Annotated in this window: 12 protein-coding genes; 8 read left to right on the top strand and 4 right to left on the bottom strand. The window is 67.3% G+C overall.

Annotated elements, in window-relative coordinates; all coding sequences use genetic code 11:
• Positions 1-343 precede the first annotated feature (343 nt).
• The 3 genes from AC3AP7_RS11405 to AC3AP7_RS11395 all read left to right on the top strand — a co-directional run bounded on the left by AC3AP7_RS11405 (position 344) and on the right by AC3AP7_RS11395 (position 6838).
• Positions 344-2233, top strand: coding sequence for a putative bifunctional diguanylate cyclase/phosphodiesterase (locus AC3AP7_RS11405; RefSeq protein ID WP_475762967.1), 1890 nt, complete (start codon positions 344-346; stop codon positions 2231-2233).
• Positions 2234-2870: 637 nt separating this feature from the next.
• On the top strand, positions 2871-5186 hold the full coding sequence (gene bamA / locus AC3AP7_RS11400; protein ID WP_475762969.1) for an outer membrane protein assembly factor BamA: 2316 nt from the start codon (positions 2871-2873) through the stop codon (positions 5184-5186).
• Between the two features lie 254 nt (positions 5187-5440).
• Complete coding sequence (locus AC3AP7_RS11395; protein ID WP_475762971.1) at positions 5441-6838, top strand: TIGR00366 family protein; 1398 nt, start codon at positions 5441-5443, stop codon at positions 6836-6838.
• 50 nt (positions 6839-6888) lie between these two features.
• Here the strand turns inward: AC3AP7_RS11395 and AC3AP7_RS11390 are convergent, their stop codons facing one another.
• Both AC3AP7_RS11390 and AC3AP7_RS11385 read right to left on the bottom strand, forming a co-directional pair.
• Positions 6889-7233 carry a hypothetical protein gene (locus tag AC3AP7_RS11390; RefSeq protein ID WP_475762973.1) on the bottom strand — a complete coding sequence of 115 codons (345 nt, stop codon included), beginning with the start codon at positions 7231-7233 and terminating at the stop codon, positions 6889-6891.
• Between the two features lie 116 nt (positions 7234-7349).
• Positions 7350-8984, bottom strand: a complete 1635-nt coding sequence (locus AC3AP7_RS11385; RefSeq protein ID WP_475762975.1) for a tannase/feruloyl esterase family alpha/beta hydrolase — start codon at positions 8982-8984, stop codon at positions 7350-7352.
• 484 nt (positions 8985-9468) lie between these two features.
• Here AC3AP7_RS11385 and AC3AP7_RS11380 point away from each other — a divergent pair, with 484 nt between their 5' ends.
• Both AC3AP7_RS11380 and AC3AP7_RS11375 read left to right on the top strand, forming a co-directional pair.
• Positions 9469-9855, top strand: coding sequence for a DUF488 domain-containing protein (locus AC3AP7_RS11380; protein WP_475762977.1), 387 nt, complete (start codon positions 9469-9471; stop codon positions 9853-9855).
• A gap of 232 nt (positions 9856-10087) precedes the next feature.
• The gene (locus AC3AP7_RS11375) at positions 10088-10813 is read left to right on the top strand and encodes a FadR/GntR family transcriptional regulator (RefSeq protein WP_475762979.1); all 726 of its coding nucleotides are present in this window, start codon (positions 10088-10090) and stop codon (positions 10811-10813) included.
• A gap of 42 nt (positions 10814-10855) precedes the next feature.
• Here AC3AP7_RS11375 and AC3AP7_RS11370 read toward each other — a convergent pair whose 3' ends face one another.
• Positions 10856-12598, bottom strand: a complete 1743-nt coding sequence (locus tag AC3AP7_RS11370) for an IlvD/Edd family dehydratase (RefSeq protein WP_475762982.1) — start codon at positions 12596-12598, stop codon at positions 10856-10858.
• A gap of 506 nt (positions 12599-13104) precedes the next feature.
• Between AC3AP7_RS11370 and AC3AP7_RS11365 the strand changes: the two genes are divergently transcribed.
• From AC3AP7_RS11365 to AC3AP7_RS11355, 3 genes are read left to right on the top strand one after another with little or no spacing between them, the layout of a single operon-like run.
• Positions 13105-14190 carry a sugar ABC transporter substrate-binding protein gene (locus tag AC3AP7_RS11365; protein ID WP_475762984.1) on the top strand — a complete coding sequence of 362 codons (1086 nt, stop codon included), beginning with the start codon at positions 13105-13107 and terminating at the stop codon, positions 14188-14190.
• A complete protein-coding gene (locus AC3AP7_RS11360; protein WP_475762986.1) occupies positions 14190-15188 on the top strand; it encodes an ABC transporter permease in 999 nt (332 codons plus the stop codon). Before AC3AP7_RS11365 ends, AC3AP7_RS11360 begins: the two co-directional genes overlap by 1 nt.
• Complete coding sequence (locus AC3AP7_RS11355) at positions 15188-15958, top strand: ATP-binding cassette domain-containing protein (protein WP_475762988.1); 771 nt, start codon at positions 15188-15190, stop codon at positions 15956-15958. The genes AC3AP7_RS11360 and AC3AP7_RS11355 overlap by 1 nt, the downstream gene beginning before the upstream one ends.
• Before the next feature lie 303 nt (positions 15959-16261).
• Here AC3AP7_RS11355 and AC3AP7_RS11350 read toward each other — a convergent pair whose 3' ends face one another.
• A complete protein-coding gene (locus tag AC3AP7_RS11350; RefSeq protein ID WP_475762990.1) occupies positions 16262-16753 on the bottom strand; it encodes an arsenate-mycothiol transferase ArsC in 492 nt (163 codons plus the stop codon).
• Between the last annotated feature and the right edge of the window lie 289 nt (positions 16754-17042).

Here is a 17042-nt window from a genome sequence, read left to right as displayed (position 1 = left end):
GTGGCATAGGCGGTCTGCCTGGTGTGAGGTGTTCGTCAGGCGGGCGCGGTACGCTGTGGTTGGCGGCGCGTGCCGGTGTGCGAGTGTGCAGGTGCGCGAGTGTGCGAGTGTGCAGGTGCGCGAGTGCGCGAGTGCGCAGGTGCGCAGGTGTGCCGGCATCGCGGCGACCTGCGGCAATGCATCGAAGGCGATCGGCAGCGACGCGCCGAGGCAATCGCCGGCAGCGCGAACATCATGTGAAGATCGGGGGCGAGGGAGACGATGGACGACAACGGAGGGCGGGCCGCCGCCCGGCGCGGGCGCGATGCGGCGTGCCGCCGGCCGCGCGCCGAGGGGGTGGCGCATGCATGACGATCGTTCGATGGGCGAGCGACTGGGCGGCGCGGCATTCGCTGCGGCGCCGTACGCCGTGTTCGTCTGCGCGGCCGACGGCACCTTCGAAGCGGTCAATCCCGCGTGCGAGCGGCTGACCGGCTATCGCGCGGACGAACTGGTCGGGCGCTGCCCGTACCATCTGCTGCTCGATCCGTCCGAACTCGCGCGGCGCCGCGCCGAACTGCCGGGCGCGGCGGGGTTCGCATCGTCGCCGCAGGCGCGATCCGCGCACTACGCGCATTACGAACGCGAATGGACCTGCGTGAAGCGCAACAAGGCTCGCGTGCCGGTGATGCTCGCGCTCGCGCCGCTCGCGCTCGCCGGGGAGGGCGAGGCGGAGGGGCCGGCGCCCGCGCCCGCGCAACGCCCCGGCGCGCGCCGCGAACCGCACTGGAGCGGCGCCTTCGCGCAGGCTGCGCCGCGCCGTTACGTCGGCATGATCGTGGAAACGAGCCGTTACGCGCAGTCGGAGGCGCGGCTCTGGTACGTCTCGCATCACGACGGCATCACCCGTTTGCCGAACCAGACGCTGTTCGCCGAGCGCCTCGATCTGACGATCGCGCGCTGCCGGCGCGACGGCACCGGTTTCATGGTGCTCCTCGCCGAACTCGACTCGCTGCGCGAACTGCGCGACGCGCTCGGCTCGCACGGCGCGGAGCTCGTGCTGCAGATCGTCGGCGAGCGGCTGCGCGGGCTGGTTCCCCATGACGGCCTGATCGCGTCGGTGAGCGGCAGCCAGTTCGCGATGCGGGTCGACGACACCGGCGCGGCGGCCGACGCGCTCGCGGAAGCGGCGCTCGCGCGCATCGCCGCCCCCATCGACTGCGCCGGCACCACGCTCACGATCGCCGCGAGTCTCGGGTGCGCCGGCTATCCCGAGCACGGCGGCGACGCGGCGACGCTGATGCGGCGCGCGCACGTCGCGCTGTCCGCGGCGAGCAGCGCCGGCGGTCGCGCCGCACGGCGCTTTTCGCCCGAACTCGAAGGGCAGGCGGCGCGCCGCTTCGAGCTCGAAACGATGCTGCGCGAAGCGCTCGAGCGCCAGCAGCTGCACCTCGTCTACCAGCCGCAGATCACGCTCGCGACCGGCCATATCGCGCAGGTCGAGACGCTGTTGCGCTGGAATCATCCGCTGCGCGGGATGATCAGCCCGGCCGAGTTCGTGCCGGTCGCGGAGCAGACCGGCCTGATCGACGGTATCGGCGAATGGGTGATGCGCACCGCGTGCCGCGAGGCGGGCAAGCTGCTGCGGCTCACCGGCACGCTGCCGCGCGTCGCGGTCAACGTGTCGCCGCAGCAGTTTCGCCGGCAGAACCTGCTCGCGATGATCGAAAGCGCATTGCACGACGCGGCGCTCGAACCGTCGTGCCTCGAAGTGGAGATCACCGAGGGCGTGCTGCTCGACGACAGCGACGACGCGCTGCGCACGCTGCAGGCGCTGCGCAGGCTGGGCGTGGAGGTCGCGGTCGACGACTTCGGCACCGGCTATTCGAGCCTCGCCTACCTGACGCGCTTCCCGCTGAACCGGCTGAAGATCGACCGCTCGTTCGTCATGCGGATGATGACGGATCCGCAGTGCGAGGCGCTGGTGGGGGCGATCATCGCGATGGCGCACGCGCTGAAACTGCGCGTGACCGCGGAAGGGGTCGAGACGCAGGCGCAGGCGGATCGTCTGGCCGAGCTCGGTTGCGACGAAGTGCAGGGGTTCTGGTTCGCCCGGCCGCTCAGCATGGCGGCCCTGCGCAACCTGCTGGCGCCGCTGTCGCCCGGGGCGGGCGGCGCGCGCCGCCCGGGCGGCGAACACGGCGAACCGGGGGCGCGCGGCGCACCGGCCGCGCCGCGCGCACAGGACAGCTGACGGTGACTGCAGGCGGCTGCAGGCGCAGGCACGTGTCTGTTTCCCGCAACCTTCGCGTGGGCGGTCCGCGGGATTTCGATTGCCGGTCGCGACGCGGCCCCCGTGCGCCGCGTGCTCTCGCTTTCATTTGAACATTCATGAATGTTGGGGGTGTCCATGCGCTAGAATGGCGGCGCATGAACCGTCGAGCCGCGTGCGGATGCCGTTGCAGACGGGAATGCCGGTCAGATTAACGGGGATGGGCTCGTGATATGCTACGAAGAATCCTCATTAAAAATCGGAGGAATGGGCGTGATCTGTAAGGAATGTACCCACGCAGTAAGAAAGTAGCGGTAATCATATGATTCCCGGGTTGGCCGCATCGGAACCATTCCGTTCTATACTCCCGATCTGGCTTTAGCCTGAAGTTTCCAGTTGTGCTGACGGCGTGTCCTGCGCGCGGCGTGCGCCTCGTGCTCGCGCCGGCAACAGGCAGCCGGCCGATGCAGGGCGCCGGCCGGGTTCGCGGACCGTCGCGGCCCGCGGCATCAGGCAGCTGTAGACCCGAGAGACATCCCCCTCCGCGCCGTCCACCAGATATGGGAAAAACAGCGGCGGCGGTTTCCAGATTGCATTGAATTCTTGTCGCTTATCCTGCATGAAGGTTCACACTCTATCGGCCCGCTGCGCCAGGGCGCTGACATTTATTGGCCTGAGCGCCACCGCGGCTTCGGCCTACGCCACCGCCCCGTTCGTGGTTCAGGACATCCGGCTCCAGGGTCTGCGGCGCATCGAACCCGACACGGTCTTCGCGTATCTGCCGATCAAGAAAGGCGAGACCTTCACCGATCAGAAGGCGACTGACGCGATCCGCGCGCTGTACGCGACCGGCTTCTTCAACGACGTCAAGATCTCGACCGAGGGCGACGTCGTCATCGTGCAGGTGCAGGAGCGTCCGGCGATCGGCACGATCGACTTTGCCGGCATCCACGAGTTCGACAAGGACAACCTGACGAAGGCGCTGAACGCGGTCGGGCTGTCGCTGGGGCGCTACTACGACAAGGCGCTCGTCGACCGCGCGGAGCAGGAGCTGAAGCGCCAGTATCTGACGCGCGGCTACTACGCCGCGGAAGTGACGACCACCGTCACGCCGATCGACACGGACCGCGTCGGCCTGCTGTTCTCGGTGATCGAAGGGCCGAGCGCGAAGATCCGCCAGATCAACTTCGTCGGCAACAAGGTGTTCAGCGACAGCACGCTGCGCGACCAGATGCAGGAAGGCACGCCGAACTGGTTCTCGTGGTACACGAAGAACGACCTGTACACGAAGGACAAGCTCACCACCGACCTCGAGAACGTCCGCCAGTACTACCTGGACCGCGGTTATCTCGAGTTCAACATCGACTCCACCCAGGTGTCGCTGACGCCGGACAAGAAGGAGATGTACCTGACGCTCGCGGTGCACGAGGGTCAGCCGTACACGATCTCGGGCGTCCATCTGGCCGGCAATCTGCTGGACCGCCAGGCCGAGCTGCAGAAGCTCATCACGATCAAGGCGGGGCAGCGCTTCTCGGCCGCGAAGCTGAAGGCGACCACGAAGGCGCTGGTCGACAAGCTCGGCGAATACGGCTATGCGTTTGCCACGGTGAATGCGCAGCCGCAGATCGATCAGGTCCACCACAAGGTCGACCTGACGCTGCAGGTCACGCCGGGCCGGCGCGTGTACGTGCGCCGCATCAACATTACCGGCAACACGCGCACGCGCGACGAGGTGATCCGCCGCGAGATGCGCCAGCTCGAAAGCTCGTGGTTCGACTCCAGCCGGCTCGCGCTGTCGAAGGATCGCATCAACCGCCTCGGCTACTTCACCGACGTGCAGGTGACCACGGTGCCCGTCGAGGGCACGACCGACCAGGTCGACGTCGACGTCAAGGTGACCGAGAAGCCGACCGGCTCGATCACGCTGGGGGTCGGCTACGGCTCGGGCGAAGGCCCGATCCTGTCGGCCGGCGTGTCGCAGGACAACGTGTTCGGCTCGGGCACGAGCCTCGCGGTGAACGTGAACACGGCCACGACGTTCCGCACGCTGACGGTCACGCAGGTCGACCCGTATTTCACGGTGGATGGCATCAAGCGGATCACGGACGTCTACTACCGGACGAGCGAGCCGCTCTATTATTCGAGCACGACCGACACCAGCTTCCGGATTATCAGCATGGGCGCCGACACGAAGTTCGGCATCCCGTTCTCCGAAACCGACATGGTGTATTTCGGTCTCGGCATCGAGCAGGACCGCCTCGACCTCGACTCGACGACGCCGCAAAGCTATATCGACTACGTGAACGACTTCGGCCGCGTGTCGAACAACTACCCGCTGACGGTCGGCTGGTCGCGCGACAATCGCGACAGCGCGCTCGTGCCGAGCCGCGGCTATTACACGCAGGCGAACGCCGAGTGGGGTACGCCGATCGGCAGCACGCCGTACTACAAGGCCGACCTGCAGGCGCAATACTACTACTCGTTCGCGCGCGGCTTCGTGCTCGGCCTGAACTTCCAGAGCGGCTACGGCAACGGCCTCGACGGCAAGCCGTTCCCGATCTTCAAGAACTACTTCGCGGGCGGTATCGGTTCGGTGCGCGGCTATGAGCCGAGCTCGCTGGGTCCGCGCGACGCGACGACCGGCGACCCGATCGGCGGCTCGAAGCTGCTGGTCGGCAACATCGAGCTGACGCTGCCGCTGCCGGGCACCGGCTACGATCGCACGCTGCGCGTGTTCACGTTCGTCGACGGCGGCAACGTCTGGGGCACCGAGGGCAACAGCGTCGGCTCCAACGGGCTGCGTTACGCGTATGGTGCGGGTCTCGCGTGGATTTCGCCGATCGGTCCGCTGAAGCTGAGTCTCGGTTTCCCGATCGTCAAGCACACGGGCGACCAGTACCAGAAATTCCAGTTCCAGATCGGTACGGCGTTCTGACGCTTTGCGATCATCGCCCGACAGAAGGCAGCCTCCGGCTGCCTTCTTGCTTTTGCGGGTCTCCTTTCCTCGCGCGCTTCCTTTTGCCGGCTTCAGAGCAGCAAATCTCAAAATCAGGTAGGGTTCGTGCCGCGTGTATCGCTATGCATTGTGCGTACACGTGGTAGCGCCGCGTCCTGTCCGCCTCCGGGCGGACGGGCCGCGATCGCAGAGACACAGGACCCGCGCCTCGCGCGGGCACAGGAAGAGACATCATGCACACCCCCCAACCCGGATCCGCCCCCGCGCGCGCCGGCGAGCGCCAGCGCGGCGTCGTCGCCAGTCTTGTCTATCTGTTCGAACAGGTGATGCCCGACCCGTTCGTGCTGTCCATCGGCCTGACGTTCGTCGTGATCCTGCTCGCGTTCGGATTCGCGCCGCACGCGTCGATGCCGGTCATTCTGAGCTCGTGGTACGAGGGCACGTTCCACATCCTCGGCTTCGCGCTGCAGATGATCCTGATTCTCGCCACCGGCTATGCGATCGCCGACGCGCCGCTCGTGCAGCGCGGTCTGCGCGCGCTGGCAGCCGGCGTGCGCACGCCCGCGCGCGCGGCGCTGCTGGTGTTTCCGATCGTCGGCGTGGCGGCGTGGCTCAACTGGGGGCTCGGGCTGATTGTCGGCGCGCTGCTGTCGCGCGAAATCGCGCGGCGCGTCAAGGTGGATTTCGCGTGGCTCGTCGCCGGCAGCTACTCGGCCTGGTCGATCTGCAACAGCGGCCTGTCGAGCTCGATCGCGCTGTCGCAGGCTTCGCACGGCAACGCGCTGAACCTCGTCGAAAAGGCGACCGGTCACGTGATCCCGCTCACCGAGACGATCTTCGCGCCCTTCGTGTTCGTGCCGACCGTTGCCGTGGTGGTGGTGATGACGGCGATCTTCATCGCGATGCATCCGAAGCCCGAGCACGTCGTCGCATTCACGGATGCCACTTCCGACGACGCGCCGTCGCCCGCCGATGCCGATCCGCATGCGCGCGGCGCGGCGCGCACGTCGTTTGCGGCGCGCGCCGAAAACTCGATGCTCGGCACGCTGCTGCTGCTCGCCCTCGGCGTCGGCTATCTCGCGATGACCTGGCATGCGAAGGGCTTCGATCTGGACATCGATACGACGATCCTGATCTTCCTGCTGATCGGCCTTGCGCTGCAGCGCACCCCGATCGCATACGCGGATGCGATCCGCCGCGCGGCGCGCCAGACCGGCTCGATGCTGCTGCAGTACCCGGTGTACGGCGGGATCATGGGGATGATGACGGGCACCGGGCTCGCGTCGGCGATTGCGAAGACGTTTGTCGCGATCGCGACGCCGGTGACGCTGCCGCTGTTCAGCTACCTGAGCTCGCTGATCATTACGCTGCTGATTCCGAGCGCGGGCGGCCACTGGGCCGTGCAGGGACCGTTCGTGCTGCCGGCCGCGCTGAGCCTGCATGCGTCGGTGCCGCGCACCGCGATGGGCGTCGCGATGGCGGAGAACGTGTCCAACATGCTGCAGCCGTTCTGGGCGGTGCCGGTTGTCGCGATCGCCGGCATCCGCATCCAGCGGGTGATGGGCTACACCGCCGTGACGTTCGTCGTTTCGCTCGCGATCTACGGCGCCGCGCTCTGGCTCGTGCCCTGATCCTTGACCGCCGCGCGTGCGGCCCGCTCATGCACGTTTGCGGTGCGCGCTCAGTTCACGGGCGCGATCATCAGGATCGCGATCACCTCGCCGGCGGTCGCCACCGCGATCGCCAGTTCGACCGGATTGGTGTCGAAGAAGGTGCGCAGGTCGATGTCGTCGCGGAACTGGCTCCACGTGCCGAAAAAACCGAGCGTGAGGATCAGTCCGAACAGCAGGCTGAAGCCGAGCATCGCGGCAAGCCACTTGTCGTTGTCGAGCAGCGTGTCGGCGAACGAAAATACCGCGAGACACACGCATTGCGCGGCCAGCACGGCGAGCATGGCGGGGTGGTACTGAATGCCCTTATAGGTGAACGAGCGCGACAGGCGCGAGCGTTCATACCGGTTACCCATGATGTTTCCTTGCGATTTCCGCGGCCGCGCTCCCTGCATCGGCCGTGTCCGTTCGTGTTAACGGTAGGCCCAAAATCAATGAAGTCAAGACGCAACGCGGCGCGGGGCGGCGCCGGTCAGGGCGGCGTGCAGACGAAGCTGCTGGCCAGATTGACGCTGCCCCGGCCCGCGTAGCGCGGGTAGAGCGGATAGCGGCACAGCGGCCGGGTGCGGCCGTTGGTTGGCGGCGCGAGGTCGGTGGCGACGAGCGTCTGCGGCGGCACGCCGTGCGTGACCCACGCGTCGAGCGCGCCCAGCAGGTCGACCGACGGGATGAAGACGCCGCTGCCGTGCTGATAGCCGGGCACCATGTAGAGGCGCATGAACGAATCGACGGTGCCGGCGCCGTAGCGCGCGATCAGCGCATGGTAGTAGGCGATGGTCTGGTTCGGGCTGATCACCTCGTCGGCGAGGCCCTGCAGCGTGATCAGCTTGCCGCCGTGCGCGATGTAGCGCGACAGGTTGGTGTCGAGCGCGCCGATGGTCTGCGAGAGCGTGACGAGCGTCTCGCGATAGCGCCCCGGATGCAGCGCGTCGAAGCCGAGCGAGTCGAACCCCGGGTCGCGCGCGACGAAGTAGCGCAGATAGCTGTTGCCCTGCGTGTACAGATACCCGTTCGCGTAGAACGTCGGGGCCGCGCGCCGTTCGGGTTCGTGGCCGAGCCCGAGCATCCCGGTGAAGCGCGTGCCCTGATAGACGTTGTAGCCCGGATAGCGGTTCGCGTTCCACGCGAGCGGGTAGGGCAGCGACAGCCCGTCGCGCAGCACGCGCAGGGTTGCGCGTTGCGCGTCGCTCATGCAGTCGATGCCGGCGGGCGCATCGGCCGGGCAGCGCAGCGCGTCGACGATCTCCTGCTCGTGCGCGCGGCATGCTTCGACGTTGCTGACGATGCCGTCGACAGCGCCGTCGAGCCCGTCGCACACGTCGAGCGTGCGGCGATAGAGCCGCTCGAGCAGTGCGGGCGGCAGGTAGCCGCCGGGCGTGCCGTACTCCGCTTCGCCGAGCACGACGCCGATCAGGCGCACGCCGGAGAAGTTCAGCGCCGGCGAATTGGCGATGACGCCGTCGTAATCGTCCGGGTAGCGCTGAATCACCGTGTAGCCTTCGCGGCCGCCGGTCGAGCCGCCGCCGAAGTACATCCGCTGCGGGCGACGTCCGTACATGTGCTCGATCAGGGCCAGCGCGACGTCGTGGGTTTTCTTCAGATGTGCGTAGCCGAAGTTCACGACCGCACGATCCACGAGGCCGAACACCGCGAGCGCGGCATTGCCCGCGTGACCGGAATCGTCGCCGAAGGTCGCATACCCTTCGGCGAGCGGCGCGCGGGTCGGCGAGAACGGCGTCACGCCGGTGCCGCTGACGACGACGCCGTCGTAGCCGCTGCCGCCGATCTGCAGCGCGCGGCCGTTCCAGTTCACCGGCAGGTTCAGGTCGAAGTGGATGTCGGGCGTGCCCGGATGGCGTGCAACGATGGTGCCCGTGACGCGGCAGTATTCGCCGCTCTGGTTGCCGCTCGCGGACGCCGCGATCATCGTGGCGCTGTCGATGCGCGCGCCCTCGGTGGGCAGGACGATCGCGCGCGGCGCGATCGTCGTATCGGCGAGCGCGGTGCAGCGCGCGACAAATGCGGGGTCGCGGGTGAGCGCGTGGGCGAGCGGCGGCAGCGCGAGCAGCGCTGCGCAGGTGAGTGCGCACGCGAGTGCGCGCAGCATCCGCGCGGTCGACCTGGCGCGCGCGCTGGCCGTGCCGCGTGCGCTCACCCGCGTTGCGGCGCACGCGGGGGGCGGCCGAACCATCGGGCGGGCGGGACGATCGGCAGGCAGGGAGAGCGGGCGGACTGGGAGCACGGCAGTTGACGCGACACGACGATGCCCGACATGATATTCGAATGGCAGTCCGAAGCAAAATGTCGCGTATGCCGCGCGCTGCGCGAAACGGACCGGCGGCGCGAAACGGACAGGCGGTGCAAAACCGATGGGCAGCGCGAAGCCGATGGGCCGCGCGAAACCGGCGGCCAGCGCTCGCGTGGCTGGCCGAATCGTCCGTGGTGGTTGGCGCGGTGGGTATTCCGCTACACTTGCGCATCGCGCGCACAGGCGGCGCGGAGGCAGCCGGCAAGGCAGGCAAGGCGGGGCAAGGCAGGCAATCACGCAGGCGCCGAAGCGGCGTCCGCGCCGCAACGACAGGAGACCGACGATGGCGATTCGCGTGGTGCAACTGGGATCGAAGCGCGAGGCTGGCGAGGGGCTGCGCATCGGCACCGTCAGGCGGCCGCCGCGCGGTGTGCCGAAGGCGGAGTTCGCGTCGCGCGACTACTACGACGTCTGGCTGCCGACGCTGTCGCCCACCCCGGCGCTGATGGCCGAAGCGAAGTCCGCGGCGAGCGACGCCGACTGGACGCGCTTCGTGCGCGGCTTTCGCGCGCAGATGAGCGAAGGCGATCCGGCGAAAGTCCTCGACCTGCTGGCTGCGTTATCGAAGAACTCGGACTTCTCGATCGGATGCTACTGCGAGGACGAAAACCGCTGTCATCGCAGCGTTCTGCGCCAGCTGCTCGACGCGCGCGGCGCCCATTTGCGCTGATCCGCACGCGCGGCGCGCGCAGGGGGTGAGAAGGCCCTGGCGACCGCACCGATAGCGCGTGCTATGCTTGAATGCGCTCCGGCATGCGGCGCGCCGCCAGGGGGGGGCGTTGTCGCTGAGCCGGGTTTGTCCCAGGCTCGCCAACGTCGTGTCGCCGTTGTGCCCCAGTTGTGTCCGAGTTGTGCCCGAGTTGTGCCATAACGCCAGCGGACGCGAGCCGCGATCTCTTCCTATGGACTATCGTCATTTGCCACAACGCAAGAGCCTGCATGGACGCATCGTGCAGGAACTCGGCATCGCCATCGTCGGCGGCGAGGTGCGGCCCGGCCAGCGCCTGCCGGCCGAAGCCGACCTGTGCGAACGCTATGGCGTGAGCCGCCCCGTGCTGCGCGAGGCGACCCGCGTGCTGGTCGCGAAGGGGCTGGTGGTGTCGAAGCCGCGCGTGGGCAGCGTCGTGCGGCCGCGCGAAGACTGGCACATGCTCGACCCGGACGTGCTGTACTGGACGCTCAGCAGCGTGCCGCCCGGCGAATTCTTCCGCACGCTGCTCACGGTGCGCCGCGTCATCGAGCCGGCGGCCGCGGCGCTCGCGGCGACGGCGGCCACCACCGAGGAGGTCGCGCGCATCGCGTCCGCCTACGACCGCATGGAGCATGCGCCCACCGCGACCGCGCTGCTCGAACCGGATCTGGAGTTTCATCGCGCGATCATGGCTGCGACGCACAATGACCTGCTCGCGCACATCGGCAACATGCTGTCGCTCGCGCTATCGGAGTCGATCAAGCTGACGAGCCGCCACCCGGATACGCATGCGCTGTCCCTGCCGCGTCACAAGGCGATCCTGACGGCGATCCAGAGCCGCGATCCGCTCGGCGCGCGTCAGGCGAGCCTCGTGCAGCTCGAAAACGCGGGCGCCGACGCCGAGAGCGTGCTCGAACCCGGCGGCCGCGCGCTCTGACGGACGGGCGTGCGCGCGGCCGCCGCCGCGCGCCGCGTGGGCTCAGTGCGAATGACGCGGCACGGCGGCGCCGCGGCAGCCGACGAGGAAATCGAAGTCGCAGCCTTCGTCGGCCTGCAGCACATGTTCGACGTACAGATGCCGGTAGCCGCTCGCGTCGTCGGGCAGCGCCTGTTGCGCGGCGCGCCACGCGTCGAGCCGGCGCGCGAGCTCGGCGTCGCTCACGTCCAGATGCAGCCGTCCGGCATGGCAGTCGAGCTCGATCCAGTCGCCGTTCTGCACGGCCGCGAGCGGGCCGCCGGCGCGCGCTTCGGGCGCCACGTGCAGCACGACGGTGCCGTAGGCGGTGCCGCTCATCCGCGCGTCCGAGATCCGGACCATGTCCGTGACGCCCTGCGCGAGCAGCTTCGGCGGCAGCCCCATGTTGCCGACCTCGGCCATGCCGGGGTAGCCCTTCGGCCCGCAGTTCTTCATCACGAGCACGGAATCGGCGGTGACGTCGAGGTCGGGGTCGGCGATGCGCGCCTTGTAGTCCTCGAAGTTCTCGAACACGACCGCGCGCCCGCGGTGCGTGAGCAGCGCGGGGGTGGCGGCCGACGGCTTGAGCACCGCGCCGTTCGGCGCGAGGTTGCCGCGCAGCACGCACAGGCCGCCGTCCGCGACGAGCGGCGTGTCGAGCGGGCGGATCACCTCGTCGTTATAGAGCGGCGCGTCCTTGCAGTTTTCCCATAGCGTGCGGCCGTTCGCGGTGAGCGCATCCGGATGCGGCAGCAGCCCCGCCTCGCCGAGGCGCCTGAGCACCGCGGGCAGCCCGCCCGCGTAATAGAACTCCTCCATCAGGAAGCGGCCGGACGGCTGCAGGTCGACGAGCGTCGGCGTGCCGCGGCCGATGCGGGTCCAGTCGTCGAGTTCGAGCGGCACGCCGATGCGCCCGGCGATCGCCTTCAGGTGAATCGCTGCGTTGGTCGAGCCGCCGATCGCCGCGTTCGTGCGGATCGCGTTCTCGAACGCCTCGCGCGTGAGCAGCTTCGACAGGCGCAGATCGTCGAGCGCCATCTCGACGATGCGCATGCCGGACAGATGCGCGAGCACGTAGCGGCGCGCGTCGACGGCCGGAATCGCCGCGTTGTGCGGCAGCGTGACGCCGAGCGACTCGGCCATGCAGGCCATCGTCGACGCCGTGCCCATCGTGTTGCAGGTGCCGGCCGAGCGCGACATGCCGGACTCGGCCGACATGAATTCGTGCAGCGAGATCGTGCCGGCCTTCACCTGTTCGCTCAGTTGCCAGACGGCCGTGCCCGAGCCGATGTCGCGTCCCTGGTGCTTGCCGTTGAGCATCGGGCCGCCGGTCACGACGATCGCCGGCACGTCGCAGCTCGCCGCGCCCATCAGCAGCGCGGGCGTGGTCTTGTCGCAGCCGGTGAGCAGCACGACGGCATCGATCGGATTGCCGCGGATCGCTTCCTCGACGTCCATGCTCGCGAGATTGCGGGTGAACATCGCGGTCGGGCGCAGGTTCGATTCGCCGTTCGAGAACACCGGGAACTCGACCGGGAAGCCGCCGGCTTCGAACACGCCGCGCTTCACGTGATCGGCGAGCTTGCGGAAATGCGCATTGCATGGAGTCAGCTCGGACCACGTATTGCAGATGCCGATGATCGGCTTGCCCTGGAATTCGTGGTCCGGAATACCCTGATTTTTCATCCAGCTGCGATACATGAAGCCGTTCTTGTCGGCCGTGCCGAACCATTGCGCCGAACGCAGGGGGCGTTTGGGATCTTTCATCTGTCTCCTCCTAGGCCAAGCGTAGATAGTAATACTATTTTAGGCGTGACGGGCAAGTTTATCTGCCTGGCATATGGGAAGTTCGCGCGGGCTGTTCCGACTCATCGCGCATACCGCGGGCGCGTCTTGCGCGCACTATCGGGTACGTGCTGCATTGCAAGACGGATGAAGGGTTTGCGCGAATTTCGCGGAATCTTCGCGCGGTGTGCCGGCGCGTGTGCCTGGCACGTTTTTGGCAGGGGAAACGGGGGATGCGGCAGGCGCCGCGCGTTCATTCAGGCGCGCCGGATTGTTCATCAAATAGTCCGACTAGTTAAGGGTATACATCGATTAATCGCCGTACCCGCGTGAGCTAGCATCGTGGTCGGGTCGTCATGCGGGTCGGCCGGCACGGGAGCCGGCGGCCTCCTCGCGCAGGGCGGCGCACGGCACCGGGGCTTTCCCGGGCGGTGCCGTCATGAATCATGAACACACACGGTTCGTATAACTGAAGACGGGAGAACGAGATGGCAGAGGAGCGGGAAGAGAATAACCAGGTTCAGCAGCCGGCCCGGCGCGGGCTGCTGCAGGGCGCGGGCCTTGCAGCCGCCATGGCGATGCTCGGCGGCGTGGCCACGCCGGCTTTCGCGGCCGAAGGCGGCGCACCTTTCCCGGCGCACAAGCGCTGGAAGATCGTATTCGTCAACCACGTGACGACGAATCCGTTCTTCGTGCCGACCCAGTACGGGATCCAGGACGCGTGCGCGCTGTTCGGCATGGACTATCAGTGGACCGGTTCGGCGAACGCCGACGTCGGCGAGATGGTCAATGCGATGAACGCGGCGATTGCCGCGAAAGCCGATGCGATCGCCGTGCCGATCGTCGATCCGAAGGCGTTCAACGCCCCGATCCAGCGCGCGCTCGAAGCCGGCATTCCGGTGTTCGCGTACAACGCGGATGCGCCGCGCGGCAGCACCAACCCGCGCCTCGCGTATATCGGCCAGGACCTGTACCAGTCGGGCTACCAGATGGGCGAGCGCATCGCGAGCCTCGTCGACAGCGGCCTCGTCGCGCTGTTCATCGCGACACCGGGCCAGCTGAACATCCAGCCGCGTCTGGACGGCGCCATGGACGCCATCAAGAAGTCCGGCAAGAAGATCGACGCGCAGATGATCACCACCGGCCCGACGGTGAACGAGGAACTCTCGAAGATCAAGTCGTTCTACCTCGGCCACCAGAACCTGAAGGGCATGTTCGCGGTGGACGCGGGCAGCACGCAGGGCGTCGCGGAAGTGATGAAGGAATCGAACCTGCCGGCCAAGGGCGTGCATGGCGGCGGTTTCGACCTGCTGCCGCGCACCGTGCAGCTGATTCACGACGGCTTCCTCGATTTCACGATCGACCAGCAGCCTTATGTGCAGGGCTTCTACACGGTCGTCGAGGCGTTCACGTTCCTCGTGTCCGGCGGACTGGTCGGCCCGGCCGACATCAACTCCGGTCTGAAGTTCGTGACGAAGGATACGGTCAATCCGTACCTGAACACCGAAACGCGTTATGAAGGCAAGAGCACGAAGCCGCAGATCGTGCCTCGCAGTGGTCCGATCAAATCGTGATGGCATCCGTGTCCGAAACCAGCCAATCAACCGATCGCGCGCGGCGCTTGCCGCGCGGGCTCTGGACGTCCGCCGAAGTGCGCATTCTCGCGGTGGCGCTGATCCTCAGCGCCTACTTCGAGACGGTCAACCATGACTTTCTGTTGACCAGTGCGAGTCTCGTCAACCTGTCGCAGTTCATCGCGCCGGTCGCGATCATCGCGTGCGGCGAGATCATGCTGATGATCGGCGGCGAGATCGACCTGTCCGCCGGGATGGTGTTTGCGCTCGCGCCGTTCGTCATGTACTTCGCGCAGAGCGCCGGCGCGCCCTTGTGGCTGGGCGTGGTGGCGGGGCTGCTGGCGGCGGCGGTGGTCGGGCTCATCAACGGCGCGGTGACCGTGTATCTGCGGTTGCCGTCGTTCGTCACGACGCTCGGCACACTGTTCCTCGTCAACGGCTTCACGCTGACGATCTCGCGCGGCACGCCGGTGTCGACGCCGGGCGGTCCGCTGTTCTCGGGCGTGATGGGCAACTGGGGCTACAGCGAAATCATCTGGACGGTGGCGATCGCCGCGGTCATGCACGTCGTGCTGCGCAATACGCGCTGGGGGCTGCATACGATCGCGTCGGGCGCGAATCCGCTGGGTTCGAGCGAGGCCGGCATTCGCGTGAGCCGGCTGAAACTCGGCAACTTCATCGTGGCGGCGACGCTCGCGGGCTTCACCGGCATTCTGGAGGGGTTCCGGATCACGTCGATCGATCCGCTGGCAGGCGGCAACCAGATCATGTTCCTCGCGGTCGCGGCGGCCGTGATCGGCGGCACGCCGCTCACGGGCGGGTCGGGGACGATCATCGGCGGGCTGATCGGCGCGGCGGTGCTCGGCATCCTGAACGACGGCTTTACGCTGATCGGCATCAACGCGTTCACGTTCAACATGATTCTCGGCGCGGCGATTCTCGCGGCAATGATTTTCAACATTCATGTCGTGCGGCTCGCACGCAAGGGAGGCCGCTGATGTCCGACGCGACCTATGCACTGCGCGCCGAGCAGATCGTCAAGCGCTTTGGCGCGGTGACGGCGCTCGACGGCGTGACGCTCACGCTCAGGGAAGGCGAGATTCTCGGCGTGCTCGGCGACAATGGCGCCGGCAAGTCGACGCTGATCAAGATCCTGACCGGGTTTCACCAGCAAACGAGCGGCAAGCTGGTGATTCACGGCGAGGAGACGATGCTGCGCTCGGTGGACCACGCGCGCGCGCTCGGTATCGAGTGCGTGTACCAGGATCTCGCGCTGGCCAATTCCCTGAGCATCTACCACAACATGTTCCTGAACCGGGAGATCATCTATCCGGGTCCGTTCAGACTGCTGAACAATCGCGCGATGCGCGCGCGCGCCGCCGAGTGTCTCGACGAGATCGGCGTGCACGTGCCCTCGGTGGATCTGCCGGTGGAACAGTTGTCGGGGGGGCAGCGTCAGGCGATCGCGGTCGCGCGCGCGGTCAACTCGAACGCGAAGATCCTGCTGCTCGACGAACCGCTCGCGGCGATGGGCGCGCGCGAAGCCGGGCTGATCATCGACCTGGTGCTGCGTCTGAAGGAGAAGGGCGGCCTGTCGATCGTGATGATCATGCACAACTACGCGCAGACACTCGACATCGCGGATCGCGTGATGCTGATGCAGCGCGGCCGCGTGACCTACGAGAACGAGGCGGCGAACACGTCGGTGCCGGAACTGATGGATATCGTGCGACGCGAATATCGCGCGATGCGGGAAGCCGCGCGGTAAGTGCGACGCGCCGCTCGCGCGGCGCATGGTTCATACGGCGCGCCGACGGCGTCCATCCGCTGAAATGAAGCCCCGCGCGGCAGCATTGCCGCGCGGGGCTTTTGACTGTCTGGGGACCGCGTAGCGGACACGCGCTGCGATGAGCGCGAGATTATCCACAGATATTGTTTGCAAGCCTGTGGACAAGGTGCGGGCAATTCGCGTAACCCGCTGAAGCAATGGCGTTTGTTCGGCGCGCGTCGCGCAGACGCAGACGCAGCCGTGCGTGCTGCTTGCCTTGCGCCGCGCGCGCCGGTTTTTGCCTCAGCAACCGCAGACGATATCGTCCGCATGCGGCGTGTGCGCGGCGCCGGATGCAGCGAAGCGAGGCAGGTCCATGAACAGCGTGACACGCCGCACGATCTGCCAGAACACCCGCTCGAACGAGCGGGCGCGCTCGTCCGAAGTCATACCGGGCGCGAGCGGGTCGGCAAAATCCCACTGCAGGAAAAGCGGCGTGCCCGGAAACGCGGGGGCGTGATACCCGGTTACGCGCGGGTCGAGGGCGATGACGAGATCCATTCGCGGCGCCCATTCGCCGGTAAATTCGAGCCAGCTTTTCGGGGCGAGCCGGTCGAGTTCCGAAATGCCCGGACGCAACTGGGCGAGCGCAAGCGGATGGGCGCGCGCCGCGGGCTCCGCGCCCGCGCTGAATACGTCGAACCGGTGGCCGGCCAGTTCGCGCAGCAACGCTTCCGCCATGATGCTGCGTGCCGCGTTCTCAAGGCAGAGAAACAGCACCTTGTACTTGTTCATCGCGCTCTTGCCCCGTTGCGTATTTTTAATGCTGGTCGGGATTCTGCCGATCCAGTCTTGCACTACCGTGACAGTGCACAGCCGCCGGCCCGTCGCGCGCTGCGTGGGCGGCTACCGGACGGACGATCGGCGTACTGTGTACGGCAGGCCGTGCGAATGGCGCATTGCTGATCCGTTGCGGACCATGTGGCTACCGTAGCACGAGAAAAATACCGGTGGATATTGAAAAAAGCCAATACCGGCACACACGGCAGCCAGTGGTTCATTGCACCGCACGGGCGGCGCATCG

This window comes from Paraburkholderia sp. PAMB 6770 (assembly GCF_057748135.1).
This window is presented reverse-complemented; position numbering and strand designations above follow the sequence as displayed.